This is a genomic window from Cystobacter fuscus (genome assembly GCF_002305875.1).
Lineage (GTDB): Bacteria > Myxococcota > Myxococcia > Myxococcales > Myxococcaceae > Cystobacter > Cystobacter fuscus_A.
Genome location: NZ_CP022098.1, coordinates 10,094,932 through 10,119,843 on the forward strand (window position 1 = coordinate 10,094,932; position 24,912 = coordinate 10,119,843).

Genomic DNA, 24,912 nt, shown 5'->3' on the forward strand with positions numbered 1-24,912 from the left:
TGGCCCGCCGAGCGGAGCTGCTCGAACCGCTTCTTCCGCTACTTCTTCTTGGCGGCCGACAGCGCGTCCACCTTGGACTCCACCGACGTGAGCAGGCGCTCCAGGTCATCCACCTTGGCGCGCAGCTGCTCCAGGTCCGCGGTGGACGGCAGGTTCATGGCAGACAGGGCCGTGCGCAGCGCGCTGTCCAGCGTGCCCTTGGCCGCCAGCGAGCGCGTCACCAGCGACTGCACCGCCGCGACGAACTTCTCGTTCGACATGAGCTGCTGGGTCAGCTTGCCCACGCGCTCCTCGCCCGTCTCGACGATCCTCTTCACCATCGGGTTGTTCATGATCATGGGGTCTCCTTGAATCCGCGAATTGTCGGGGGACGCGGTAAGCCCCGGGTTCAATCGCGCGGACTCTGGAAGCATACGACGCGACGTGTCAAGTGTGTGTCGGACTCGCGACGGAGTGCGTTGACAGGTGGGGGGGCCATCCCTAGGGTCCCCCCTCCCGATGGGCGCGCTGTTCGACAAGCGGTTGTGGATCGTTTCCGGCAAGGGTGGCGTGGGCAAGAGCACCGTCGCCGCCGCCCTGGCCCTGCGCTCGGCACGTGCGGGCCGCCGCACCCTGGTGTGCGAGGTCAATACCCAGGAGCGCATCAGCGGCCTGCTCGGACATCGCCCCGTGGGCCCCCAGGTCACTCCCCTGGAAGACAACCTGTGGGCGGTGGACGTGCGCCCCCAGGAGGCCATGCGCGAGTACGCGCTCATGGTCCTGCGCTTCGAGACCCTCTACAAGACGGTCTTCGAGAACAAGGTGGTGCGCTACTTCCTGCGCTTCATCCCCTCGCTGCAGGAGCTGGTGCTGCTCGGGAAGATCCTCTTCCACGCCCAGGAGAAGCGCCCGGATGGCCAGCCGCTGTGGGACACGATCGTCATGGACGCTCCGGCCACGGGCCACGCCATCACCTTCCTCCGCGTGCCCCAGGTGCTCATGCAGACGGTGCCCCCCGGGCCCATGTCCCGCGAGGCCCTGAAGATGAAGGATCTCCTGGAGGATCCGGCGGTGACGGCCGCGGTGCTGGTGTCGCTGCCCGAGGAGATGCCGGTGAACGAGACGCTCGAGCTGCACGCCGCGCTGCGCGACCAGGTGCGGGTGCGCACCCACGCGGCGGTGCTCAACGCCACCTTCCCCGAGCGCTTCACCGAGGATGATCTGGAGGCCCTGGTGGACCAACCCGAGCTGTTCCAGCTCGCCCGCGCCCACCACGCCCGCGCGGCGCAGACGGTACTCGCGCAGCTCAAGCTGGAGCGCAACCTGCACGTCCCCGTCCACTCCGTGCCCCGCATCTTCACCCCGTGCTTCGACCGCTCGGCCATCGAGCAGATCATCACCCACCTGGAGCCGCTGGTGACGGGGAAGGCGGCCCCATGAACGCGCTGTCGGAAGCCCTCGCGTCCAAGCGCGTCCTGGTGTCCGTGGGTTCGGGGGGCGTGGGCAAGACGACCGTCTCCGCCACGCTCGCCCTGCGCGCCGCGGTGGATGGCCGCAGCAGCCTCGTGTGCACCATCGACCCGGCCAAGCGGCTGGCCAACTCGCTCGGGCTCAATGCCCTGGGCAACGTGGAGGCCGAGGTGCCCGCCAGCGCCCTGGCGCCGCTGGGCGTCACCGCCCGCGCCCGCCTGCACGCGATGATGCTGGACATGAAGCAGACGTGGGACGATCTCATCGTCAAGAACGCCCCCGCCGACAAGCGCGAGAAGATCCTCGCCAACCGCTTCTACCAGTCGCTGTCCAGCGCGCTCGCCGGCAGCCAGGAGTACGTGGCGATGGAGAAGCTCTGGGAGCTGCGCACCCAGCGCGACTACGAGCTCATCGTGCTCGACACGCCACCCACCGCGCACGCGCTCGACTTCCTGGAAGCCCCCAACCGGGTGCTGGACTTCCTGGACAACGAGGCCGCCCGGTGGCTGCTCACCCCGGCGCTCGCCGCGGGCAAGGTGGGCCTGTCGCTCTTCAACCTGGGCAGCAGCTACATGGCGAAGACCATCTCCCGCTTCACCGGCACGGAGACCCTGCAGGAGCTGGCCGCCTTCATGCTCTCCATCGCCCCCATGAACGAGAGCTTCCGGGTGCGGGCGCGCGGCGTGCGCGAGCTGCTGGAGGCGGAGCAGACGGGCTTCGTCCTGGTGACCAGCCCCGGCCGGGAGCGCCTGGACGAGGTGGTGCACTTCCACAAGCTGCTCAGGCAGAACGGGATGGAAATCGTGGCCGTGGTGGTCAACCGCGTCCACCCGATGCCCCCTGCTTCCCTCTGGGAGGAGGCCCGGAGCCTCATTCCCGCCCGGCGCGCGAAGGTGGAGCAGACGCTGCGGGAGATGACGCTGCTGGCCGAGCAGGACGCCCGCGGCATCCTCGAGCTGCAAGCCGCCTGCGAGGGCACACCCCTGGTCCAGGTGCCACGCTTCGAGATGGACGTGCACGACATCGGCGCCCTGTGGCGCACCGGGCGCTTCCTCATGGGCGAAGAGGTGATTGCCCTGCCGCCGCCCCAGCTCACGGCCGGCCAGGGCTGACCCGACAAGCGCCGTTCACGGCGAGCCACATGGCAGGGGCACGGGTCGTGCCCCCATCATGAGCAGGTCGCGCAATGCTGATGCCCCTGGGTGTGTCCGCCGCGATTCCCACCTCGCAGGCCTTTCACCAGCTTCATCAGCCCGCGCGCGACGTCGCCCCAAGGGGGCATGGGAAAGCCCCCAATCAGGACGTTCGGCTGCCCGGTGACGAGGGCCCCCAAGCCAGGGATGAGCCCCGGGTCCTTTCCAACCAACAGGGACATGGCCATGGCGGCGGCATCGGCGGCGAGCTGGGCCGCGGCCATTCCCGCCGCCAGTGCCTGGCCGGAGGCCGCGGCGGCGTTGGCTGCCGCCGCGGCGGCGGACTCGGCGGGCGCGGCGCTTGAAGCCGCCGCGTCCTGCAGGTTGGTGACCACGCTCAACGCGCCCGCCGCCATTCCCGCGCCCATCATCACCTTCGACAGCTTGGACATCGGACCCGCCGATGGGGTGCAGTGCTTGGTGATGTCCCCCATCCGGGCGGCCCGCGCCCCGCCGATGAACACCTTGCTCGAGCCGGTGAAGATCTCCAGCGGTGGAGTGAAGGTCCCGCAGGTGACGGAGACGCCCACATCACCGGCGCGCGCCGCCGGAAGGCCATTGATGAGCACGGAGACACAGCCACTGAGCAGGACCGTGCCAATACTCGGCAGTGGAATGGGTGGGGCTGGCGGGATGAGGCTGGGCGGATGGGAGTGCGGATGCGGCAGCCCCACGTGCAGGGCCGTGAGCGTGGCCGCTGGCAGTGCGGGCAGCATGGCCGACACGGCGTTGGTGGCCAGCGCGAAGCCCGTGTTGAGCAACTCCACCGGCGCGCCAATGGCGCCCAGCACACCCGACAGGAGCTGATTGAGTTCACCGACCGAGCCCTGGTGGGCGGGAGGCGCGTTCTGGAAGGGCGCGGCCGTGCGGTTGACCACCGTCGCGAAGGAGTCGAGCGCGACGTTCTCTCCCGTGGGCTGCACCAGCGGCTTGGGAGGGCTGGGGGGATGCTGGGCTTGGCGCACCGCTTGGTGGGCCGCTGTCGAGCCTGGAATCATCGTGCCTCCTCGCGCCCGGACAGGGCCCTCAGTTCCGCCAGACACTGCTGCCGCTGCTGCCGCATGCCCGCGTTCTCGTAGAGCCGCGCCATGCGCTCCAGCGCCGAGCGGAGTCTGTCCAGATACCCGACGCTCCGGCAGAGCATCGCCGTGTCGTTCCAGGCACGCAGCGCTCCCGCCGTGTCCGACTGGTACTCCCGGGCCAGACCCAGTTTCTCCAGTGCATCCGCCTTGGCGTGCGCGTTGAGCGCCTTGGCGGCGACCCGGTCCGTGATGTCGAAATAGCCCTCGGCGTCCGGGTACTTCTTCAACTCCAGGCAGACCTCGCCCGCGGCCATGGAGAGGTTGAGCAGCACGGGCAGCGCTTGGGTCTGGATGGCCAGCGCGAGCCCCTGCTGGTAGCGCTCCCGGGCCTTCTCAGCCTGGCCGAGTTGCCGCAACACATCACCCGCGCCCTGCAGGCAGAGCGCCTGCATCGCCTTCGCGTCGTGCTCCGCGTAGTAGTCGTGCAGCAGGCCATACTTCTCCAGGGCCTGCGGGTAGCGCCGGTGGGAGTAGTCGAGCGCCGCGACCTGGAGTAGTGCTTGCATCCGCTGCGCCACGGGCCTGCTCTCATCCACCGCGTCCCGCGCGAGCCCATCGGTGAGCGCCGCCGTGCTCAGGTCCACCTCGTAGACCAGCACTCCCGGCGCCCGAAGCCTATGCAGCAGCGGCCCCAGGAAGGGCTCGGAGCGATCATCCCGGACGATGATGCGCAGCGAGCGCATCCACGGCTCGTAGCCGTCCACGGGGAGCAACTGGCTGACGAGCTCCGCGTAGCCGGAGCGATCCTTCAACGTCGGCGGCAGCAGGCACCAGACGAGCCGATGGTCCGCCTCGATGGGAATCAGCGAGCGGACATGGATCATCGCCGCCTGGAGCCGCGTGTGCGGAGGAAGGCGCATGTCCTGGCATCGCGTGGGCAGCGGCGCCCAGCGGGGCCCGCCCTTCGCCGCTCGCGCGGTGTTGGCCATTTCGAGCTGGGCCGCGACGCCCGCGTTCACCGCCGTCACGTACTGCGCCACCGGACCGGCTTCCGGATCGCATACCAGGAACAGATCCGCATCCATCTCCTCGTCCAGCCCCTGGAGCGTCTTGAACACCCACGCCATCTCGTCATCGCGAGCGCTCACCACCAGGATGAGCGAGTCGCGTTGATCGACGAAGTTCCGGAGGGTCGCCTGCAACTCCTGGAGTTTTCGTTGCATGGTCGAAGGAATCGCTGAATGTAGTGTGGGCACAAGAGGGAGTCAAAAGCGGATGATCTACCTGGACCATGCTTCCGCCACCCCCGTCATGGAGCCCGCGCTCGAGGCCATGATGCACGCCGCGCGTGAAAGCTGGGGCAACCCGGCCTCGGTACATGGGGCGGGCCGACGAGCCCGCGCCGCACTGGATCAGGCGCGCATCGCCGTGGCCGATTACCTGGGCTGCTCGCACGCGGAGCTGCGCTGGGAGCCGAGCGGGACGGCGGCGCTGGGACACGCGCTGCGCTTCGCGCTCCTCCACACGCGAGGGCCGATCGTCTCCAGCCACTTGGAGCACCCAGCCGTCCGCGGACCTCTCGAGGAGGTGGCCAAGCAGGGCCGGGAGGTGCGGTGGTTGCCACTCCCTGCGGGAGAGTGGGAGGAGGCACAGGCCACGAAGTACTTGGAGGGAGCGGAGGTGGTGGCGCTCTCCGCGATGAACCACGAACTCGGCACCGCACCAGACCTCGCGCCGCTGCTGGCGCTCGCGCCACGGGCCTGGTGGGTGGTGGACGCGGTGCAGGCGGCGGCGTGGCGGGACGTGCGCCCATTGCTGGAGCCCCGCGTCTTCCTCGCCTGTGCCTCCCAGAAACTGGGGGGACCCCCCGGAGCGGCCGTGGTGCGTGTACCTCCGGAGTTGGCCTTCTCGCCCGCGGCTGGGGTGGCCGCGGCCTTCGAGCCCACGCCGGGTTCTCCTCCCTGGTTGGCGGCCATCGGCATGGGGGCCGCCTGCCGCGAGCGCAAAGCCCTGCTGCCCGAAGGGCTCCCCCAGGTGCGCGCACGCGCCCTGCGGCTGCTGGAGGTCATGGGACGGGCGTGTCCCGAACTCGTTCACAACGGGGGGAAGAGCTGGTTGGGCCCCATCCTGGATGTCTCCATTCCAGACATCGATGCCCGAACGATGGAGTCCGCACTGGACCTGCGGGGCATCTGCATCGCGCGCACCTCCGCGTGCCTGCAGGCGCGCGTGGTGGCCTCACCGGTGGTGGCCGAGGCCTTTCCCGAGGAACCCTGGAGGGCAGACACGGCCCTGCGCTGGAGCCTGGGGCTCACCACCACGGACGAGGACATCCTCCAGGCGGTGGAGGCCTGGAGGTCCGCGCTCGGGGAGCTGCGTCCATGAACCGGAACATACCGGCCCCGGACTCGCCTCTCAGCGGGAGGAGAGCCACCCACGCGCACCCAGCACCTGCTCCAGGTGCCCGGCATGGCGGGCGTTGGCGGAGAGCCGCACGGAACCGGAGGGTGATGCGGCGAGGAGGATCCCCACCCCCTCCAACATTCCCACCCGGTAGTCCATGCCTTGCTCCAGGCCTCGCAGCTTCCGCAGATCGGGCAGGGCCGCATCCACGTGCTCGAGGGACACGGACAACGGCCAGACCCTGCCGGGCAGGTGCGGGACGTGGAGGGCCTCCAGGTCCCGGGCCGACGCGAGCCAGTCGAGCAGCGCCTCGAACCGGGCATGGCTCAGGGTGGGTTCGGGCGCTTCATCCAGGGCATTGAGGGGAAGCGCCCAGACCTCCTCGGACAGCCGCAACGCCGCGGGCACGAGGTGGGGATACGGACGGCTGACTCCCGCCAGGGCGGTGAGCGGGGGCTGGGTCTCGACCCGCGTCCGGTACCAGCCATCCAGCGCGAACGTGAGCACCCGGTGGCCCGCGAGCCGGAGATAGCCCGGGAGAGAGGGCCGCACGGTGCCCTCGTCCGCGGAGATGAAGAGCACCGGAGGATCCGCCTCGCCACCGTCCTCGTTGGTGATGGAGAAGCCCACTCCCTGGTTGGGATCGGGCTCGGCCAGCCGGAAGTGCCGGGGCAGGTCCTTCAGTTCCAGCGCGAAGCCCTCGCCCCAGGAGCGCCACTCCGCCATGTAGCGCTCGGCCCTCTTCCGCCCGCTCTCGCGCTCGGGTTCACCCAGCAGCTCCGCCAGCAGGGGCGTCCAGCCGAGGGACTCCCAGAAGGCGCGGACGAGAGCAGGCTCCGTCTCGTCCAATCGCACGGGGCGCATTGAGTCGGCGACGCGCCTCGACTTGCGCACCACTTGCGCTCGCAGCGCGAGCGCCTCGGAGCGGATGAGTTCGGGAGTGGGAGCCGGGCTCATGACGCGTCACTAGCCCAGAGGTCGGGAGGCAGGGGCGTTGGGGGCTCTTGCAGTTCCAGCTTGTTATGCTTGATCCAATCTAGGGTGACCTTGAGGTTCTCGGGAGCCACGGTGAGCCAGAGCGTCGATGACTTGTTGTTGGTGGAGAGCCAGACGCCTCGGCCCTCGATGCGGCCCACGGCGTGCTTCACCTGACGCCTCAGCGGAGGGGGCGTGGTGGTCTCGAAACGCAGGAAGCCGGGCTCCGCGAGGCTGCCCGGATCGAACTTGCTGCTCGGCTCCAGGAGGAAGGTCTGGCCCGAAGGGGGGCCGAAACCCGGTAGCAGCTCAGAGGGTTGCTTCAGGATGAAGTCGATGTAGCCCTCGAAGGACTCGTAGTAGATCATCTGCATGCCGTTGAGCAGATGGGCGGGGGCACGCGGACTTCTATCAACCCCCCAAATCCCCTCGGCCAGCTCCCGCAGTCCCGGAAAGGCCGCACCAAGAATGGGCTCCCCCCAGGGCTTCTGCACGTACGCGGCGGCCTTGCGCTTGCCCATCACCCGCTCCAACGTGGAGCGGATGACGTGGTCGAGGAAATGCTCCGGTTGTTTCACGAGCTGGGCCCGTGTCGGCTTGAGTTCATGCACGAGTGGATCATTCTCGCCCGTTGTTTCATCGATCAACGCGGAGCCGTACTCGCTCGGCGCGATGACGCGGAACTTCTCGGGCAAGCGTTTCCAGGCGGCGGAGAAGTCTCCCGGCTCCGCGCCCCAGGCATCACGGATCTCCGCGTTCTCGAACCAAGCCTCGAAACACTCCTGCATATAGGACCGGGAGGCCGCTCGCTCAGGCCGCAACGTCCGGGGCGAGTCTCCCCCTCCCCCCACCGCATCACTCCAGCCAACGGCCTCCCAGAACTCCCTCACGTACCGTGGTGCGTCCTTCTCAAGCTGGCAGTGTTGACGCATCCGGCGATGCCGGGGGCAGAGCCGGTCGAGCAGCGTGGCGAATCGCCGCAGACCCGCCGAGATTTCATCAGTCATCCTAGAAAGTCCTTTCTAAGGGCATGAACCATCGCATGTACCGTGCGTTCTATCGATGTTCGAACCCAGGTCGAAGTCCCTATACATTTTTCTCTCATGGTCATAGAACAACACTTTATAATTCCTACCACTGTCGGCCATCTTCTTCAATGTATCTGGCAAGGTATTCTGGCAGTGACTGCAAGGCGGACGGTCGACATAGATGGTCGCGGAGGTCACATTATTCTTGTCCAAGTAATTGAGCGCCTGATTTTCCGAGTGGGTCCAATTCCCACTATCGCCCTTGGTATGTTTGATGGCGGCATTGGCCCGGACCGTGTTCTCCGTGGGATTACCGTGACCGCTGATGAAGGCCACCGGCTCGCTGGGGTCATCGGGGTCATTGAAAATGACGACGGCCATGCACTTGCCCCCTTTTCCGTCCTCATCGAAGGATCGAGCCTTGTAATCCTTGTAACCCTTTCCCATGTCTGTATTGACATAGCGATTCTGGGGGTTGGAGAGATCGGGAGTGCCATCACTCAGGAAGGGATCTAAACCCTGGAAAGCCCAGGGATAGGGGCCTCCCGTGACGGGGGTCAGCCCCAGCACATCCATCCATTCCACCGGGCTGGGAACGTAGGCGTATTCGTTCAACCCGCCGCGCAGCCCGATGGGATCCGGGCTGATGTACCTGCCGAGTTCCGGATCGTAGTAGCGCGCATGATTGTAATAAAGGCCTGACTCGGTGTCGTAGCTCTGCCCGGGGAAGCCCGGTTCGCCCTCGCTGACCTGGGCAACTGGCTGGCCCCAGGTGCCACGCCGGGCCGCCCACACCACATGTCCGTCCGGGGTGACACGCTCGCTCGCACTGCCAATCTGGTCTGGCAGCACGTAGTGAGTCACCCCCGCCCGCTGCTCCAACACCGGAATGGGCTGGTTCGGGTGGTGGAGGCGGGTGGTGAGCTCGCCCGAGGGCTCCATCTCGTGCAACAGCCTGAGGCCATCCCACACGTAGCGCCGGGTTCCCCGCGGCCCGTGTTTGGCGGTGCGGCGGCCGATGGCGTCGTACTCATAGGTCCACAGCTCGTCATCGGGACGGGTGAGAGTCACGAGCTGGCCGAGAGCGTTCCACGCATAGCTCCACGTCTCGACCTTGTCGTTGCGATGGACGTGCTTGCGTACCAACCGTCCCTGCCCGTCGTACTCGTAACGCAGGCTCCGGCCGGTGCATTGCAACTCCACCGTCTGGTTGCCTTTGGGGGAGATCGCCACGGACAGGTCGGCACCAGCATTGGACAGCTCGATGATGTCGAGCATGGGCAGGCCTTGCGCGCTCCGCCGGAGTGAGCCCTCCAGGATGGAGCTGGCCATGCCATCCGCCAGGGTCGCGGCGGTCTGCCGGTTTCCCGCAGCGTCGTAGTCGAAGAGTTCGAGTTCCCCCGTCGAGTGTTGCACCGACTGCAGCCGGCCCGCGAGGTCATGGGTGAAGCGCCTCCAGCCGCGCGACGAGTCGTCGATGAAGGCCACATGGCCCATGACGTCGTAGCTGAAGCTGCGGCGCAAGGGGATGGGCAGCTCCAACTGCCCCGGTGACGTCCATCCCGCCTCGGCAACAGCGCCGGAGGGTTGCACGAGACGCTGCTCCACCAGGCGGCCCAGACGGTCATAGGCCTGCTCGAACACAGCTCCTCCGGGAAGGATGCGCTGCAACTCCTCACCCAGCAGCCCATGTCGGAAGCGCAAGGGTCCCTCGGAGTGGTGGATGGCCGAGCACAGGCCCTCCGGGCTCCAGTCGAAGCGGGCGTGCGCGCCCAGGTCCGAATTCAGCTCCAGCCGCCGCCCCATCGCGTCATAGGCGCTCCGCACGGCCACGCCATTGTGGAACTCCGCGACCGTCCGCCCGAGTGCATCGTGCTCGTAGACGATCTCCGAGCCAAGTGCCGAGACCTTCACCAGCCGGGAGTGCCCATTGTACTCGTAGCGCGTCCGAGCGCCGTCCGAAGTCCGGCGCTCGACGAGACGGTTCTCGGCATCGTAGTCGAACTCGTAGCGCTCGCCGGTCGGGGAGATGAGGGCGGTGAGGTTGGCGGCGAGATCGAACTCGTGGTGCGTCACCGAGCCATCCCAGTGGCGCCGGGAGACGGCCCGGCCCTGCGCGTCATAGGTCCACTCGGTTCGCTGACCCCGCGCGTTCTCGAGCGCGAGGAGGCGGCCAGGCTCGGTGTCCCATTCCAAGCGGCGGTGGGTCCCGTCCCGGGCGATGAGTTCCACCACCTGCCCACAGGCATTGTAGCGGGCCCGGCTCATGGTTCCGCCCGGCTCCTTCACGGCGGTACACCGCCCGCCCCCGTCGTAGGTGTAACTCCAGGTGCGTCCGTCGGGCGACTCGACGCTCGCCAAGTTGCCAGCACGGTCATAGGTGTAGCGTGAGGTGCTGCCCTGGGGATCCGTCACGCTGACGCGCCGTCCGTATGAATCATGCCCGGCGCGCCAGACGCGGCCATCCCGGGTGACGAAGGCCGACAATTCACCGCGCGGCCCCCATTGCCGTTGATCCTCGTGGCCGAGTGGATCTCGGACCGTGACCAGTTCACCGTACTCGTTGTAGCGGTAGCTCCATTCCTGGCCCGCCGGATCGATGAAATGGGTGCAGCAGCCCTCCTCGTCGAACCCATACGACCAGGCGTCGGCGCCAGACGTCACCCGGGTGGGTTGATGCCGCTCGTTGTATTGGATGGTGTAGCGCAGTGCGCTCCCCGGAGGGAGGATGGCGCACAACCGCCCAAGGTCATCGTACTCCAGCGTGCGCTGCTGCTTGTTCACGCCGCGGATGGAGACCAGGCGAGCCTGGGCATCGTAGGAGTAATGGGCCTCGCCTCCCAGAGGGAAGAGGACGCGCGTCACCTGTCCGGCCTCGTTGTACGAGTAGGTTGTCACGTGGCCGTGGCTGTCGGTGACACAGGTGGTACGCCGGGCTGCGTCGTACTGCAGGGTCCGCTCCTCGTGGCGATTGGCCCCTGCGGCGTAGACACAGCGCCCCTCCACGTCATAGCGAAAGGAATACACAGCGCCGCTGCACCGCGCTTCCGACACCATTCGCCCACTGGCGTCGTACGCGAAGGCGGACACCTCGCCCACCCGGTCGGTCACCCGTATCAGGTGGCGGTGCTCATCGAAGGTGAAGCGGGCGACCAGCTCCCGCCCCCCCGCCACCTCGAACCAGATGCTGGCCAACTGATCGTTCGCCGTGTATTCCAGACGCAATGAACGATTCATCCGCGTCTGCGTCACGCGCACGAGGCGCTCGCGGATGTCGTATTCGAATGTCAGCTTTACCTTGGGATTGAGTTGAATGGAGGTAAGCAGATAATCCAGGGAAGATGGCTTGCGGGCGAATCCCAGCTTCCAGGTGGGCTGATCCGAGCCGTAGAGCTGCAATTCAACGTGGTTGGGATCTCCACGCAGTTCCAGCTGGTTCTGGGGAGAGCGGAGCAGGCCGGTGCGAGCAAACTGCCCGCCAACGTCCTCGAGGGCCAGCTCCGCCCCGGTCGAGTCGACGTAGGCGAAGCCGTCCACCGTCTGCCGGAATTCGTGCTGGAAGCAGTGGCGCCAGCCTGGCCCGAGTGGCTCCCCGCGCTGTCCGCCGAGCAATCCGGTGCTGTAGAACCGGTCGAAGGACAGGGGCAGCGCTCCTGGCAGGGCGAAGTCCAGAAAAGTGTTGAACAGCACGCCCGAGGAAACGTCTACCGGGTGCCCGACCGCGATTCTGCCAGTTGCTCCCATGGTGACAGTGGAATCCACAATGTCCCCGCCACGTCAAGTACGCGCCTGCTGGCCTGGGTGTGCTACTTTTGGTTCGAGCCGTTCCGGATTCGCTTGATTGCTGACGTGCTCGCGACATGAGTCTATCTTTGAGACTCCACGGGGGAGGAACAAACCCATGTCGGACTGGAAGAAGCTGCTGAGTGATGCCGGGCAGGCCGTCCAGGCGGCTCAGACCGTGACGGGAGCCGCGCGCGCCGTCACGGGCCCACACACCGGACAGGCCATCCAGACGGTGCGGACCCTGGTGGGGGCCGCGAGCGCCGTCACGGGCTCGGAGGACCTGGACTTGTTGAGCCAGGCCACGAGCCTGCTCTCCGGAGCGCTCAGACTGGAGAGTGTCCGCTTCGCCTTCTCCTCCGGAGGGGACCCGGCCAATTCCTGGCGCGTGCTCACCTTCCGCACAAGCGAGGGCCTTTCCGAACTCTACGCGTGCGTGGTGGACCTGGCCAGCGAGAGCCTGTTCGCCGATCCGGACGCGATGCTCGGGACCTCGTGCTCCCTCGCCGTCTCCCGGGACTCCCGCACGCGCCAGCTCCATGGCATCGCCCACCGCGTGGAGCACCTGGGCAGCAAGGATGGCAACGCCCTGGCGCGCGTCCACATCGTCCCGGCGCTCTGGGCTCTTTCCCAGCGTGTCGACTCCTACATCTTCCAGGAGATGGCGGTTCCGGAGATCCTCTCCGAGGTGCTGAAGGAGAGCCTGACGCCGTTCAAGCGCAATGTCCGGCTCGCGCTGACCCAGCAGTACCCCAAGCGCGAGTACTGCGTGCAGTACCGCGAGAGCGACCTGGATTTCGTGCTGCGTCTCATGGAGGAGGAAGGCATTTCCTTCTACTTCGACCACTCGGGCGAGGCCGAGGAGCTGGTGCTCATCGATGCCAACGAGTGCTGCGTCCCGTTGAATACAATGGACGGACTGCCTCTTGGCATCCGTGGACCGGAGGCGGACACCGCGGACACGGAGTCCATCCGCGCCTTCGACTTCTCCCACGAGCTTCGGACCAATCGCGTGGTGGTTCGCGATTTTGATTGGAGCCGGATTCCAGGAGACGCCGAGAAGCAGCCGCTTCACGAGGAGGACACCGGAGCGAGTTCCGAGCTCGTGCTCATGGAGCGTTACGAGCACCAGTCCCCCATGACCCTGAGCGGCTACGATGAAGGAGCTGGCGCCTACACGGAGGGAGATGGCAAACGCCAGAGCAAGCTGCGCCTGCAAGCGCATGCGGCGCGCGAGCGACAGGGCCGGGGCAGCGGCAACGTCATCGGCATGTGCCCGGGTCTGACCTTCTCCCTGTCCGGACATGGAAAGGCGGAGCTGGACCAGCGGTATGTGCTCACCCGTGTCGAGCACTTCGGCCGGGCCCCCGAGGAACTCACCAGTCATGTACTAGAGGAGTCCGAGGCGCAGTCCCACGCCGAGCGCTATCACAACCGCTTCGAGTGCATCCCCGCCAACATCGCCTTCCGCCCGGAGCGCCGCAGGCCCCGCCCCCGCATCTTCGGTGTTCAGACGGCCACCGTGGTGGGACCGGCCGACCAGGAGATCTACACAGACATGCACGGGCGCATCAAGGTGCAGTTCCACTGGGACCGTGTCGGCAAGCGCGACGCCCAGAGCTCCTGCTTCCTCCGCGTGGTCCAGGGGTGGTCCGGCGGCATGTGGGGTACCTTCTTCCTGCCTCGCATCGGCATGGAGGTGCTGGTCGACTTCATCGAGGGCGATCCGGACCGCCCGCTGGTGGTGGGTTGCGTCTATAACGGAACCAACCTGACGCCCTACGAGCTGCCCAAGAACAAGACCCGCAGCACCATCAAGACCCGCAGCTCGCCCCACCCGAAGGATTCCCCCAAGGAGGCCGGCTTCAACGAGCTGCGCTTCGAAGACCTTGCCAGTCAGGAGGAGATCTTCCTGCACGCCCAGAAGGACTTCAACGAGGTGGTGCTCAACATGCACAACACCTCGGTGGGCGCGAACCAGACGAACTCGGTCACGGGCAACCAGGTCGAGAGCATCGACAAGGACCAGACGCTGACCGTCAAGGGAAACCGGACCCGCACCATCGACAAGAACGAAACGATCACGGTGCACCAGAACCGCACCAAGACCGTGGACCAGGACGAGACCCGCACCATCCACGGCTCCCGGACCACCACCATCGACGGCAACGAGACCGTCACCATCTCCGGAGAGCGCAAGGAGACCGTCACCGGCAAGGAGACGATCACGATCCAGAACGAGCGCGTGACGAGCATCACCCAGAACGACCAGCTCTCCGTCAGCGCCGACAAGAGCACCCAGGTGACAGGCAGCTACAACATCGCCGTAGGACCCAACTTCGTGGTCACCCAGGGCGGCACCACCCTGGCCCTGTCCGAGGGCCATGCCGATCTCAAGGCGGAGAAGAGTCTGCGGACCCACAACCCCTCGGGCATCCTGGAACTGGCGGAGAGTGGCGGCGTCGTCCGGCTCGTCGCCAACACCACGCTCGAGCTGGTTTGCGGCGCCGCGAGCATCGTGCTCGACAAGAGCGGCACCATCACCATCTCGGGCGCCCAGGCGGTGGAGCTGGGCGTCCAGCAGAGCACCGTCAAGCTCGAGCCGCCCGGGGTCAACGTCTCCGGCCCGCAGATCACCTCCTCGGCAATCGGCATCCACGAAATCACGGGCGCGCTCATCAAGATCAACTGAGCGGCAGGGTGTCGAGAACCGCCAGGCGTCTGGCTCCCCGGCGGCCAGGGGAGGTGATTGTCCTCCCGCCGTCGCCACTCGCCGCCGGGCCGGGCAGCCCGGAACCGTCCACGCGTGCACTTTTGCCCGGGGCGCGCCCCCATCCCAGGCGGCGCACGGCGCGGGCAGCCAAGCGCTAACGACATTAAGCTGAGAGTTGCCCGGGAACCCATGCTACGCGGCGTTGTCCTGGGACAATGGACCTGGAGGGGCCCCGCCGGCCCCCAGAAGCGGAGGACATGGATGTCGGCCACCTGGCGCAAATGGGTGTGGGTGGGAGTGCTGGGTCTGGTGGGGTGCCGGACGACGGGGTCCGCGGGCAGGGATGCCTCGGGCGAGTCGCCCCGGCAGGAAGTACGCTTCGACGCGGAGCGGGTGACGGGAAGCGCGGAGCTCGCGGCGCTCAATGACGAGGAGCTCTTCGCGGCCGGGACGTCGGCCTTCGCGGCCAAGGACTTCGTCCAGGCGACGCTCTACTTCGAGCGGCTGGCGGACTTCCATCCCCAGAGCCCCCACCGGCGCGAGGCCATCTACCAGGCGGGACTCGCCCACGAGCGGCTGGAGCAGTGGGAGGCGGCGGCCCGGCGCTTCTCCGAGCTGGCCGACGCGAAGCAGGGCACCGGCGACGCGCTGGAGTCCGTCTTCCGCCTCGCCGAGACGCACTACCACCTGGAGCACTATCCGGAGGCCGTGCAGCTGCTGGCCACGGTCGCCGGACGCGAGGACCTGCCCGTGGGCAAGCGCCTGGAGGCCCAGGTGCAGCAGGGCGTGTGCGAGCTGGAGGCCGGACAGCCCGAGAAGGCGGAGGCCACGCTGCGCCGCGCCGTCTCCACCTACGAGGAGCTCTCGGACAAGGACGAGGTGCCGGACTACTACCCCGCCCAGGCCCACTTCTTCATCGGGGAGATCTACCGGCTGCGCTACGCGGACGTGGCGCTCGACCCGGGCAAGGGCGCCGATGCGCTCGCCAATGACCTCAACGACAAGGCCGAGCTGCTCCTGTCCGCGCAGGGCCACTACCTGCGCGCCATCCGCGTGGGCAATGGGCACTGGGCCACGGCCGCCGGCACGCAGATCGGCTCGCTCTACGAGGACCTGTACGAAAAGCTCGTGAACTCGCCGGCCCCCAAGGAGCTGGACGCGGAGCAGGCGGAGATCTACCGCGAGGAGCTGCACCAGCGCGTGCGCGTGCTGCTCACCAAGGCCATCGACGTCTACGAGCAGACCCTGGAGGCGGCCGAGCGCATCGGCTCCCACAACACGTTCGTCGACAAGACGCGCCAGAGCCTGGAGAAGATGAAGGCCCTGCTGCTCCAGGACTCGGAGAACGCCGCTCCCACCGGCACCCCGCCCCGCTCCTGAGCTGGGAGCACGGAGGCTCCACCGGGTAGGCTCCACCCATGGAGCCTCTCTTCACGCCCGCGCAGCTCGCCGAGATCAAGGCCTACCACCAGCCGCTCTACATCGGGAGCGCGGTGAGTCCGCTGGTCTACCTCGGCGTTCTCGCCCTCATCCTCGGCGCGTTGGTGCGGCCCTTCCACCGGGGCGCCGAGGCCTGCGCGGCCTGGCTCTCCCGCCAGCTCGCCTTCCTCAGGACGGCCCCCGTCAGCCGCGTCATCCTCCAGGCCCTGGACCGCATCTGGGGTGAGCCGGGCTGGGGCGCCGCGCTCCTCTTCGCGCTGTTCGTGGACCTCTTCATCCAGCTCGTCCACACCCCCTCGAACATCTACTTCGACTACGTGCTGGAGCACCGCTACGGCATGTCCACGTACACCCCACTGCGCTACGCACTGGACGAGCTCAAGGGCCTGGCGCTCTCGGCCATCGCCACCTCCATGCTGGTGCTCGGGTTGTATGGTCTGGCCCGCCGGGTGAAGCGCTGGTGGCTCGTGCTGGGCATCCCCTCGGCGCTGCTGCTGCTGGTCGCCTCGGCCCTGGATCCCTACCGCGGGCAGCTCTACTTCGAGCAGACACCCCTGGAGCCCGGCCCCCTGCGCGAGCGCATCGCCGCCCTCATGGCCCGCGCGCACGTGCCCTTCGAGGACGTCCGGGTGGAGAAGACCTCCGTGGCCAGCAAACGCCTGCAAGCCTATTTCGCCGGCCAGGGCCCCACGCGCACCATCGTGCTCAACGACGTCATCGTGAAGGAACTCTCGCCCGAGGAGATCCTCGCCGCCGTCGCCCACGAGGCGGGCCACGTGCACGAACCGAAATGGCCAGGGAGGATCGCCTCCTCGGTGGCGTTGATCGCGCTCCTCTTCGCCATCGACCGGGTGCTCCGGCTCGCGGCGAAGCGCGGGTGGTTTGGCACCACGCGCTTCGCCGACATCCGCACCCTGCCCCTGTTGTGGCTGCTCTCCTTCCTCGTCTTCTTCCTGAGCACCCCCGTGTCCGCCGCCTTCTCCCGCGAGCGCGAACGCGAGGCCGACCGCTACGCCCTCCAGCTCACCCAGGATCCCTCCGCCTTCCGGCGCATGCTCGTGAAGGCCGCCCGGGTGAACAAGATGGACCCCGATCCCCCGCGCTGGGCCGTCCTCAAGGGGCACAGCCACCCGCCCTTGAGCGAGCGGCTGGCGGCCGTCCCCCCCGCCCCTTGAGTCCGAACGGAGCCCCCCGCTCCACCCAGCCCCCCCAACGCGGACAACTCACGCCCGCGCCGCTTCTCCCTTCATCTTCTCCACGGCCGCCAGCGCGATGGCCTTCACCAGCGCCCGGGCGCGCCGTCCCGCCAGCGTCGAGCCCTCGGGGTCCGCCTCCACCGCGTTGGCGATGTCGGTGAAGCCCTGCCGGTTGCCCTGCCGCAGGTACAGCTCGCCCCGGTTGACGAGCGCCACCGGATTGCCCGGATCGCGCTCCAGCGCCGCGCTGTACTCGGTGAGCGCCTCCTGCAGCCGGCCCAGCTTCTGGTACACCGTGCCCAGCGCCGCCCGGCTCGCCGCGTCCTGGGGATTGCCCGCCACCAACCCCTCGAAGAGGATGCGCGCCTCCTCGTGGCGCCCCGCCCCCGCCAGGTCACACCCCACCCGGGCGATGGCCTTCGCCTCCTCGAAGGTCATCCCCTCCACCTCCGCCCACGTCGCCTCCCCCCGCACGAACGCCTCGAGCTTCCGCACCGTCGCCGTGTCCATGGCCGCTCCCTCGTACTTGATGACCCGTCCCATCGCCTGGCTCACGCGCTGCGCATGTTGGAGAGGGCCGTCTTCGCCATCTCGTTGAACTTCATCGACATCGTGCTCATCATCTCGAACATCGTCTTGCGCTTCTCCACGAGCTGCTGCAGCCGCATGGACAGCCGGTCGATGTCGCGCTGGGCCTCGGTGAGCGACTTCTCGTTGCCCTTCTCGTTGGAGATGCCCGCCTTCTTGTCCTGAGCCGCGGCGAGGCTGTCCATCGTCTGGAGGATCTCGTCGTCCATCTTCTCCGTGAGGTTCATGAGGATGGCGTTGATCTTCTCCTCCAGGCTCATGTTCGGGTCGTTGATGATGCCCTTGACGCTCGAGCTGGCCGTGGAGCCGGACGTCGAACCCGGCGCCGAGCCGCCCGTCGTCGGACACGACTGTCCGGGAGGAGGCCTCGCCGTGCCACCCGCGGCCAGCTCCGCCTTCACCTTGCCGATCTCCCCGCGCAGGTCCTGCACGTTGAACGCGTTGTCGTTCTTGAAGGCCCGGAAAGGCCCCTCCATGAGGCCTCGCGCGTCCGTCGAGACGTCGAGCCGCTCGAAGTAGCCCGGGTTGGCCACGAGGAAGCGCGCCGCCTCGCGCAGCTCGGGCGACACCCGGCGATCACCCGCGATGCGCTGCAGGTCCGACAGCCGCAGGATCCCCTCCATCTTTCCATCCGTCGCGTCGAGGTACTGGAAGTTGCGCTCCAGCGTCTGCAACGACTGGAGGTAGTCCTTCATCTTGGGGTCCAGCCGCCCCTCGCTCCCGCCCACCGGCGAACTCCCATGCGTCGGCCGCGAATAGCCCTCACATGCCCGCGCGCTGTCCTTCGGCGGGCAGTACTCGGTGGACGCGGGCGGGTTCTTGCCCAACTCCTGGGCCACTCCCGCCGCGCCGTCCATCGCCAGCATCACATTGCCCGTCGCCGCTCCCACCACCGTCTTGATGGTGTTGGTGACGACGGGGGGCAGGCCCAGCGCGTTGCCCAACGTATCGACGAGAAAGCCTCCCGACAGCACGTTCGCCACCCCTCCAAAGAACTTCCCGATGCCTTCCATGGTGCCTCCCGCGCGGGACGAGGGCTCCGTGCCCCCGAGCACCGCGTCGTGTTGCGCGCCCGACGCATTGCAGCGGCGATGCCGCGTCCCCGGCGCCTCGCCACGCCAACGAATTCAGCGGGTTGGCTCGGCCCCTGAGCCGGGTGGCGTCCTGGGCACCGGACGGGGCGGTCCACGAGCAAGGATTGGGGCTAGATTGCGAAGCACATGCGCACCCTGGGCCTCGACGTGGGCACCAAGACGATTGGCGTCGCCGTTTCAGATCCCCTGGGCCTCACCGCCCAGACGGTCACCACCATCCGGCGAAGTGGTCTCAAGGCAGACCTCGCCGCGCTCAAGGCACTGGTGGAGGAGTACGAAGCCCAGGCCTTCGTCGTCGGGCTGCCCCTCAACATGGATGGGAGCGAGGGACCGCGTGCCGAGGCGACTCGCAAGTTCGTGGACGTGCTCACCCAGACGTTCGGCCTGCCCGTGGAGCTGTGTGACGAGCGCCTGTCCACCGTGGCCGCCCAGCGCACCCTGCTCGAGGCGGACCTGTCGCGCGCCAAACGCCGCGAGGTCATCGATCAGATGGCCGCCCAGTTCATCCTCCAGGGCTGGTTGGATGCCCGGAGCGTCGCTCGGGCCACGACCTTCCACGCCGAGGAGGGTGACGACCCGGAGGAGTGAGCCCACCTCGCGAGCGTCTCGTTGACCGCTCGCCCGAGGTCATCCGCGAGGGGACGAGGAAGCAGCGGGGAAGGCCGCCCTGTTCCGGGCGTGCGCATGTCCATCTTCCAGTGGACAGGGGATTCCCCTGTCTTTCGACGAGGTGGGCCATGGCGGTGACAACTCAAGAAGGCGTTCGGGTCAACATCATGACGGGCGCTCCCATGACCGTGCGCTGGGGGGCGATCTTCGCGGGAACGGTGACCGCGCTCGGCTTGTGGGCGCTGCTGTACACGCTCGGGTTGGCGTTGGGCTTGTCCTCCATCAACCCGGCGGACGCGGGAAGCGTGAGGTCCTCCGGCATCTTCACGGGCATCTGGGGACTGCTCTCTCCCCTCATCGCCCTCTTCGTGGGCGGCATCGTAGCCGGGCGCGGAGCGGGAGTTCAGAGCCGGGCGAGCGGAGGCATGCACGGACTCGTGATGTGGGGACTCACCGCGCTCGTGGGCATCTGGCTGCTGGGCAACGTGCTGTCCTCCGTCGCCGGGGGGTTGTTCTCCGTGGGCAAGACGGCGATCCAGGCCACGGGGGCCACCGTGGCGGCGGGCGCTTCGCAGGCCGGCGACATCGGGGAACTGGCGCGCAGCTTCGGCCTCGACGCCAATGATGCCCTGCGCCCCATCAACGAGCGCCTGGCCGCCGAGGGCAAGCCCACCGTGACCGCCGAGCAGCTCGAGGCCGCGACCCGGGACGTGGTGGGCACCGCGGTGCGCGAGCGGCGGATCGACCGCCAGAACCTGCTCCAGGCCATCACCGCCAACACCAACCTCTCCCACGCGGACGCCCAGGAGGTCACCATCCGCGTGGAGAACCAGTTCAATGCCTTCCAGGAGAAGGCCAGCCAGGCGGCGCAGAACATCCAGACGGGCGCGCTCAAGGCCGCGGACACCACGGGCAAGGTGTTCTGGGGCGTCTTCGGCGCGCTGTTCCTCGGCCTCGTCTCCGCCATCCTCGGCGGCATCGTGGGCATGAGCCGGCACCAGAAGGAGTTCGTGGAGGGCTCGCGCATTCCGCCCGAGGGCACGCTGCCGCCCACCCGCCGGGAGGTCTACCCGTAGCGCGCGCCCCGAGGTCCCGCGGCGAGCGGCGAGTCAGTGCCGCTCGCCACCGGACTCGGGGACCCGCCGCGCCCGCCGGGGCAGGAACAGGGTGAAGGTCGTCCCCGCGTCCTCCGTGGAGCGCACCTCGACGCGGCCTTCGTGGGCCTGGGCGATCCGCTGCACGATGAAGAGCCCCAGCCCCAGGCCGGAGCGCGGGGACGTCTCTCCCGACACGGCCCGCCGGAAGGGCTCGAAGATCTCCGGCAGCAGGCTCGCCGGGATGGGCGGCCCCTCGTTGTGCACCTCCACCCGCACGGCGTCTTCCTCGTCGTGCAGCACGAAGTCCACCGGGGTGCCGGGCGGGCTGTAGTCGAGTGCGTTCTTGCCCAGGTTGCCCAGCAGTTGGACGAGCCGATCCGCGTCCCAGACTCCCTGGAAGTCGCCCTCCGCCCTCAGGCGCAGCTCCCGGCCCGGGTGGCTGCTCTCCAGTTCCTCCAACACCTGCTGGCAGAGGTGGCGCAGGTTGGCGGCTCGCGGCTGGATGGGAATTCCCCCGCCCAGCCGTCCGCGGGTGAAGTCGAGCAGCTCGCCAATCATCCGCCCCATGCGCCCGGCGCTGGTGACGATGCGGCGCACCCGCTGCACATGACCCGGGGGCATGCTGTCCAGCTTCAACAGCGCGCTGGCGGACAGCAGGATGGCGTTGAGGGGGTTGCGCAGATCGTGCGAGACGATGCCCAGGAAGCGCTCGCGGAACTCCGCCGTCTGGCGCATCCGCTCCTCCTGCTGCTTGCGATCGGTGATGTCCGACACCACGCAGCCCACCCCGAGCACCCGTCCGTCCCCCGCCCGCACCGGAAAGTAATCCCCCACCCAATGCGCACGGACGCCGGAGGCCCCGGAGGAGGGAACCTCGAACTCGTGCCCCTTGAGCATCTCCCCGGTCTCCAGCACCCGCCGCAGCAGCGGCTCGATGCACGCGGCCTCGTCGCCGAGCACCTCGGCCAGGGTCCTGCCCGGAAAGGCCTCCATGGGCTGACCGTGGGCGGCGGCGACCATCTCGTTGACGCGCACGTAGCGCAGCTCACCGTCCAGGAAGGCCAGGCCCACGGGGGCCGTGGCCAGCAGCGCGTCCAGCAACGCGAGCATCTCGAGCCGCTCCTGCTCGCGGCGCAACCGCTCGGTCTCGTCCCGGGCGTTGAGCACGGCCCCCACCAGCGAGCCATCCGGCCGGCGCAGCGGCGACGCGGTGCCGCTCAAGGTGCGAACCGAACCATCCGCGTGCCGCACCTTCCACCTCGCCTCCGTCACCACCTCGTTGTGCAGGGCGCGGAAGAGTGGTGTGTCCTCCGAGCGCAGGGGCCGCTCGTCCAGGGTGAGCAGTCCGTAGGCCTCGCTCCACTCGAACGGAGGCACATCCTTCAGACCGGAGCCATGCACGCGCGCGGCCGCGGAGTTGAAGACCCGCAGCACGCCCCGCGCATCCGCCATGATGATGGAGTCACTGCTCTGCTCGATGAGCAGTTGCAGCAGTTGCCGACCCTCCTCCGCCTCCATGCGAGCGGCGTGCTCCCGCGCGGCGAGCCCCGCCTGGATGATGAGCGCGGTGACCCGGCTCACCATCGCGCGAAAGAGCAGCATGTCCTCGTTGGAGAACTCGAAGGTGGTGCGGCTGCCCATCTGGGCCACGCCGATGACCTCGCCGCCGTACATCAGGGGCACGCCATACAGGGCCCGTGTTCCCCGGGCTCGGAGCGCCTCGCAGCGCACCCGGGAATCCGTCGCCGCCGAGCGCACCTCGAACGGGTGCTGCTCCGCCGCGATGAGCCCGCTGAAGCCCTCGCCCAGGCGCTCGCAGAAGTCCCGCGCCCCGTCACCCTCCAGGCCCACCGACGCGCGCATGCGCAACACGTCTTCCTCGCGTAGCAGCAGGGTGACGGAGTCCACCGCCTCGGTGGTCTCCAACATCACGCGCAGCAACCTCGGCAGGAAGACGTCCAGGTCCTCCGTCCCGAGCGCCGCCTCGGAGATGCGATCGAGCGCCACCAGCGTGCGCTCGCGGGCGCGGGTGTAGCGGGAAACGGCGGCGGACACCGCCTCGTCGAACGTGCGGTTGAAGGACACCATCTCCCGCATGGCCACCGCCAGGGACGAGGCCCCCACGGAGGCGAGGTGCTCGCCATAGAGCTGGAGGATGCAGGCGCGCAGCAGCGCGTACTCCTCGGCCACCTCGTCCAGGTCGTACCCCGAGTCCAGCCGCTCGAGGGCGTGCACCTCGGGCATCTCGTCGAGCGACGACTCGCCACCGGTGTGGACCGTCTCCACCACGTTGGCGATGCGGTCCAGCAGCTCTGGCAGATGATCGAGCAACCGGGGCCGGGAGAGTCCCTGGGCGTAGGGGAGCCGACGAACCGCCTCTTCCCAATCCGCCAGGATCCGAGCCCGCTGGGTGTGGATGAAGCAGCCGAGGTGGAACTGCTCCGTGCCGACAGTGCCGTGCTTGACCATCCGCGGAGCAACGTCTCACCCGGCCCTCATTCAGCCCGGAGCCTCGACGCCTCGTCCCCCTGGCCGTCGCCCCTCGAGGAGGAGGAGCGCTCGCCGCGAGGCCGAGCCCCGGGCGAGCGAGCCCTCCAGCACTCAGCGGCGCCGGTACACGTGCAGCGGCGGAGAGAAGCCGTCGAGTTCGCCGTACTCCACGCCATCGAGCACCAGCGTGCGTCCCCCGTCCCACTTCACGCCCGCGTCCTTCACCAGGCGGCCCTGCTCGAAGCGCACGAGGTACTCCGGCTGGGCGCGGCGCAGGTGATCGCGGAAGGTGGCCCAGCGCACCCGGGCGAGCCGCTCATCGTCCAGGCCGGAGAAGAAGGCGAGCTGGAGGTCCATGTAGCTCGGATCCTCGTCGAGCACGGCCGCGCCACCCTTGGCGGCGACCTCGTCCTTGAGGAAGCGGGCCACCTGCATCAGGGGTACCGGGTTGGTGGAGGTGGGGCTCACGGGCCGCAGGCTGTCGCGCAGACCACCATCGGCGCGGAACGTGTAGAGGCCCATGGCCACGGGCACCGCCACCGCCAGCACCGCGCACACACCGGCCAGCGCGCCGCGCACCCCAGCCCCGCGCGAGCCCACGCACGCCACGAAGCCGGGCCCCACGAAGGGCAACAGCAACGCGAGCTCCGTCACCGTGAAGCGCCCGAGCGGCTGGAAGTCGAGCAACACCGCGGCCCGGAAGGTGAAGTACGCGGTGGGCACCACCGCCGCGAGCGTCAACCAGCGCACGTCCGGCCGCGTGCGCCACGTGCGCCACATGCCCGCCATGCCCAGCAGGGCCACTCCGGGCGACAGGGTGAGCAGCGCCATGGCGGGCCAGAAGGCCAGGCTCTCCAGGCGGTAGCGCCACGGACCCACCCGGGCGATGCCGTCCTTCACCCAGGCGTCATGGAACTGCTCCACCGCGCGGATGGGGAAGAACGGATCCCCATGCGCCATCTCGTTGCCCTGCATCCACAGCAGCGGAAAGGGCAGGCACACGATGCCGAAGCCCACCGCGCGCGTGAGGCCGGCGATCCGGTCCGGCCCCCAGAAGAGCAGCGCCAGGCACAAGAGCGGCATGAACAGCCAGGCGTCGTAGCGCGTGGCGCACGCGAGGTTGAGCACCGCCGCCGCCCCGAAGAGCGGGCCCATGCGGTTCTCGTCCAGTCCCCGGGCCACCAGCGCGAACACCCACAGCATGAGGAAGAGCGAGAGCGCCTCGCTGGCGGCCGTCGTGGACATCTGCAGGTGCATGCCCCAGACGCTCAGCGACAGCCCCGCCACCATCCCCGCGCGCCAGCCGAACAACCTCCGGGTGAGCGAGAAGAGGGGCACCACCGCCAGCACTCCGAACAGCAGGCTCACCAGACGGCCCGCGAGCGCCTTGTCCGGCACCGCCTTGAGCGCCGCCCCCACGAGATAGATGTGGAGCGGACCGAACTGGTAGGTGCCGTCTCCGTAGGACGTGATCACGTGCGGCTCACGTGCCCAGCGCTCGGACAGCTCCGTGCGCGCCACCGCGTCCCCGTAATAGTTCTCGTTGAAGGGCATCAACAGCAGACGAGGCAACAGCGCCGCGGCGATCAGCAGACCGATCAGCAGCCGGGTGGAGGGCTCCGGCGCGGCATCGGGCACCGCGGAGAGGGGGGACGAGGCGCCCGGAAGGCGCGAGGGTGGGGAGGGAACGGGCGAGGCGGACGACATGAGGCCGCGGAGAATACGCAGGCGCGGCCCAAAACCAAGGGACCACCTCCCCGGAGTGGACCTTTTCTCACTCCCCTACCCTGTTGCCGGGCGGCGCCCATGTGCGTGTGGAAGTTCCCCCTGGG

General features: G+C 68.3%; 18 protein-coding genes. 8 read left to right on the forward strand and 10 right to left on the reverse strand.

Translation table 11 applies throughout. From position 1 onward, the window contains the following. Window positions 1–38: 38 nt before the first annotated feature. A complete protein-coding gene (locus CYFUS_RS40855; RefSeq protein WP_002632664.1) occupies window positions 39–338 on the reverse strand; it encodes a hypothetical protein in 300 nt (99 codons plus the stop codon). A gap of 160 nt (window positions 339–498) precedes the next feature. On the opposite strand from CYFUS_RS40855, the gene CYFUS_RS40860 reads away from it, so the two are divergent. Both CYFUS_RS40860 and CYFUS_RS40865 read left to right on the forward strand, forming a co-directional pair. Next, entirely contained in the window at window positions 499–1,419 is a 921-nt protein-coding gene (locus CYFUS_RS40860) for an ArsA family ATPase (protein WP_095990129.1), read from the forward strand. Continuing rightward, window positions 1,416–2,561: an ArsA family ATPase gene (locus CYFUS_RS40865; RefSeq protein WP_095990130.1), complete on the forward strand. Its 1,146-nt coding sequence runs from the start codon at window positions 1,416–1,418 to the stop codon at window positions 2,559–2,561. Before CYFUS_RS40860 ends, CYFUS_RS40865 begins: the two co-directional genes overlap by 4 nt. A 56-nt stretch (window positions 2,562–2,617) precedes the next feature. Here the strand turns inward: CYFUS_RS40865 and CYFUS_RS52035 are convergent, their stop codons facing one another. Together CYFUS_RS52035 and CYFUS_RS40875 are read right to left on the reverse strand one after the other, a co-directional pair. After that, complete coding sequence (locus CYFUS_RS52035) at window positions 2,618–3,640, reverse strand: PAAR domain-containing protein (protein WP_198316313.1); 1,023 nt, start codon at window positions 3,638–3,640, stop codon at window positions 2,618–2,620. Then, entirely contained in the window at window positions 3,637–4,887 is a 1,251-nt protein-coding gene (locus CYFUS_RS40875; RefSeq protein ID WP_157758946.1) for a hypothetical protein, read from the reverse strand. Before CYFUS_RS40875 ends, CYFUS_RS52035 begins: the two co-directional genes overlap by 4 nt. 52 nt (window positions 4,888–4,939) lie before the next feature. Here CYFUS_RS40875 and CYFUS_RS40880 point away from each other — a divergent pair, with 52 nt between their 5' ends. Next, window positions 4,940–6,049 carry a cysteine desulfurase family protein gene (locus tag CYFUS_RS40880; protein ID WP_157758947.1) on the forward strand — a complete coding sequence of 370 codons (1,110 nt, stop codon included), beginning with the start codon at window positions 4,940–4,942 and terminating at the stop codon, window positions 6,047–6,049. Window positions 6,050–6,079: 30 nt separating this feature from the next. On the opposite strand, the gene CYFUS_RS40885 is transcribed toward CYFUS_RS40880, so the two are convergent. The 3 genes from CYFUS_RS40885 to CYFUS_RS40895 are packed head-to-tail and all read right to left on the reverse strand — an operon-like array spanning window position 6,080 to window position 11,814. Continuing rightward, window positions 6,080–7,024, reverse strand: a complete 945-nt coding sequence (locus CYFUS_RS40885; RefSeq protein ID WP_095990133.1) for a hypothetical protein — start codon at window positions 7,022–7,024, stop codon at window positions 6,080–6,082. After that, a complete protein-coding gene (locus CYFUS_RS40890; protein ID WP_157758948.1) occupies window positions 7,021–8,049 on the reverse strand; it encodes a hypothetical protein in 1,029 nt (342 codons plus the stop codon). The genes CYFUS_RS40885 and CYFUS_RS40890 overlap by 4 nt, the downstream gene beginning before the upstream one ends. A 15-nt stretch (window positions 8,050–8,064) precedes the next feature. Continuing rightward, complete coding sequence (locus CYFUS_RS40895) at window positions 8,065–11,814, reverse strand: RHS repeat-associated core domain-containing protein (RefSeq protein WP_095990135.1); 3,750 nt, start codon at window positions 11,812–11,814, stop codon at window positions 8,065–8,067. 157 nt (window positions 11,815–11,971) lie between these two features. Between CYFUS_RS40895 and CYFUS_RS40900 the strand changes: the two genes are divergently transcribed. The 3 genes from CYFUS_RS40900 to CYFUS_RS40910 all read left to right on the forward strand — a co-directional run bounded on the left by CYFUS_RS40900 (window position 11,972) and on the right by CYFUS_RS40910 (window position 17,181). Further along, complete coding sequence (locus tag CYFUS_RS40900; RefSeq protein WP_095990136.1) at window positions 11,972–14,545, forward strand: type VI secretion system Vgr family protein; 2,574 nt, start codon at window positions 11,972–11,974, stop codon at window positions 14,543–14,545. 282 nt (window positions 14,546–14,827) lie between these two features. After that, window positions 14,828–15,946 (forward strand): tetratricopeptide repeat protein, encoded by a 1,119-nt coding sequence (locus CYFUS_RS40905; protein ID WP_095990137.1) that lies wholly within the window; start codon window positions 14,828–14,830, stop codon window positions 15,944–15,946. 38 nt (window positions 15,947–15,984) lie between these two features. Next, window positions 15,985–17,181 (forward strand): M48 family metalloprotease, encoded by a 1,197-nt coding sequence (locus CYFUS_RS40910; RefSeq protein ID WP_095990138.1) that lies wholly within the window; start codon window positions 15,985–15,987, stop codon window positions 17,179–17,181. A 48-nt stretch (window positions 17,182–17,229) separates the two neighbouring features. On the opposite strand, the gene CYFUS_RS40915 is transcribed toward CYFUS_RS40910, so the two are convergent. Together CYFUS_RS40915 and CYFUS_RS40920 are read right to left on the reverse strand one after the other, a co-directional pair. Beyond that, window positions 17,230–17,745 (reverse strand): tetratricopeptide repeat protein, encoded by a 516-nt coding sequence (locus CYFUS_RS40915; RefSeq protein WP_095992526.1) that lies wholly within the window; start codon window positions 17,743–17,745, stop codon window positions 17,230–17,232. Window positions 17,746–17,753: 8 nt separating this feature from the next. Further along, window positions 17,754–18,803 (reverse strand): hypothetical protein, encoded by a 1,050-nt coding sequence (locus tag CYFUS_RS40920; RefSeq protein WP_095990139.1) that lies wholly within the window; start codon window positions 18,801–18,803, stop codon window positions 17,754–17,756. A 207-nt stretch (window positions 18,804–19,010) separates the two neighbouring features. Here CYFUS_RS40920 and ruvX point away from each other — a divergent pair, with 207 nt between their 5' ends. Then, window positions 19,011–19,472 (forward strand): Holliday junction resolvase RuvX, encoded by a 462-nt coding sequence (ruvX, locus tag CYFUS_RS40925; RefSeq protein WP_095990140.1) that lies wholly within the window; start codon window positions 19,011–19,013, stop codon window positions 19,470–19,472. A 203-nt stretch (window positions 19,473–19,675) separates the two neighbouring features. Further along, a complete protein-coding gene (locus CYFUS_RS40930) occupies window positions 19,676–20,569 on the forward strand; it encodes a hypothetical protein (RefSeq protein ID WP_232537097.1) in 894 nt (297 codons plus the stop codon). Between the two features lie 33 nt (window positions 20,570–20,602). Here CYFUS_RS40930 and CYFUS_RS40935 read toward each other — a convergent pair whose 3' ends face one another. Then, the gene (locus CYFUS_RS40935; protein WP_095990141.1) at window positions 20,603–23,059 is read right to left on the reverse strand and encodes an ATP-binding protein; all 2,457 of its coding nucleotides are present in this window, start codon (window positions 23,057–23,059) and stop codon (window positions 20,603–20,605) included. Window positions 23,060–23,191: 132 nt separating this feature from the next. Further along, entirely contained in the window at window positions 23,192–24,787 is a 1,596-nt protein-coding gene (locus CYFUS_RS40940; protein WP_095990142.1) for an ArnT family glycosyltransferase, read from the reverse strand. Window positions 24,788–24,912: the final 125 nt, after the last annotated feature.

Coding starts and splice junctions, on each gene's coding strand:
- CYFUS_RS40900 (WP_095990136.1), top strand. CDS start 11,972: ATGTCGGACTGGAAGAAGCTGCTGAGTGATGCCGGGCAGGCCGTCCAG.
- CYFUS_RS40865 (WP_095990130.1), top strand. CDS start 1,416: ATGAACGCGCTGTCGGAAGCCCTCGCGTCCAAGCGCGTCCTGGTGTCC.
- CYFUS_RS40920 (WP_095990139.1), bottom strand. CDS start 18,803: ATGGAAGGCATCGGGAAGTTCTTTGGAGGGGTGGCGAACGTGCTGTCG.
- CYFUS_RS40940 (WP_095990142.1), bottom strand. CDS start 24,787: ATGTCGTCCGCCTCGCCCGTTCCCTCCCCACCCTCGCGCCTTCCGGGC.
- CYFUS_RS40875 (WP_157758946.1), bottom strand. CDS start 4,887: ATGCAACGAAAACTCCAGGAGTTGCAGGCGACCCTCCGGAACTTCGTC.
- CYFUS_RS40885 (WP_095990133.1), bottom strand. CDS start 7,024: ATGAGCCCGGCTCCCACTCCCGAACTCATCCGCTCCGAGGCGCTCGCG.
- ruvX (WP_095990140.1), top strand. CDS start 19,011: ATGCGCACCCTGGGCCTCGACGTGGGCACCAAGACGATTGGCGTCGCC.
- CYFUS_RS40890 (WP_157758948.1), bottom strand. CDS start 8,049: ATGACTGATGAAATCTCGGCGGGTCTGCGGCGATTCGCCACGCTGCTC.
- CYFUS_RS40860 (WP_095990129.1), top strand. CDS start 499: ATGGGCGCGCTGTTCGACAAGCGGTTGTGGATCGTTTCCGGCAAGGGT.
- CYFUS_RS40915 (WP_095992526.1), bottom strand. CDS start 17,745: ATGGGACGGGTCATCAAGTACGAGGGAGCGGCCATGGACACGGCGACG.
- CYFUS_RS40905 (WP_095990137.1), top strand. CDS start 14,828: ATGTCGGCCACCTGGCGCAAATGGGTGTGGGTGGGAGTGCTGGGTCTG.
- CYFUS_RS40880 (WP_157758947.1), top strand. CDS start 4,940: ATGATCTACCTGGACCATGCTTCCGCCACCCCCGTCATGGAGCCCGCG.
- CYFUS_RS40855 (WP_002632664.1), bottom strand. CDS start 338: ATGATCATGAACAACCCGATGGTGAAGAGGATCGTCGAGACGGGCGAG.
- CYFUS_RS40935 (WP_095990141.1), bottom strand. CDS start 23,059: ATGGTCAAGCACGGCACTGTCGGCACGGAGCAGTTCCACCTCGGCTGC.
- CYFUS_RS40930 (WP_232537097.1), top strand. CDS start 19,676: ATGACCGTGCGCTGGGGGGCGATCTTCGCGGGAACGGTGACCGCGCTC.
- CYFUS_RS40895 (WP_095990135.1), bottom strand. CDS start 11,814: ATGGGAGCAACTGGCAGAATCGCGGTCGGGCACCCGGTAGACGTTTCC.
- CYFUS_RS52035 (WP_198316313.1), bottom strand. CDS start 3,640: ATGATTCCAGGCTCGACAGCGGCCCACCAAGCGGTGCGCCAAGCCCAG.
- CYFUS_RS40910 (WP_095990138.1), top strand. CDS start 15,985: ATGGAGCCTCTCTTCACGCCCGCGCAGCTCGCCGAGATCAAGGCCTAC.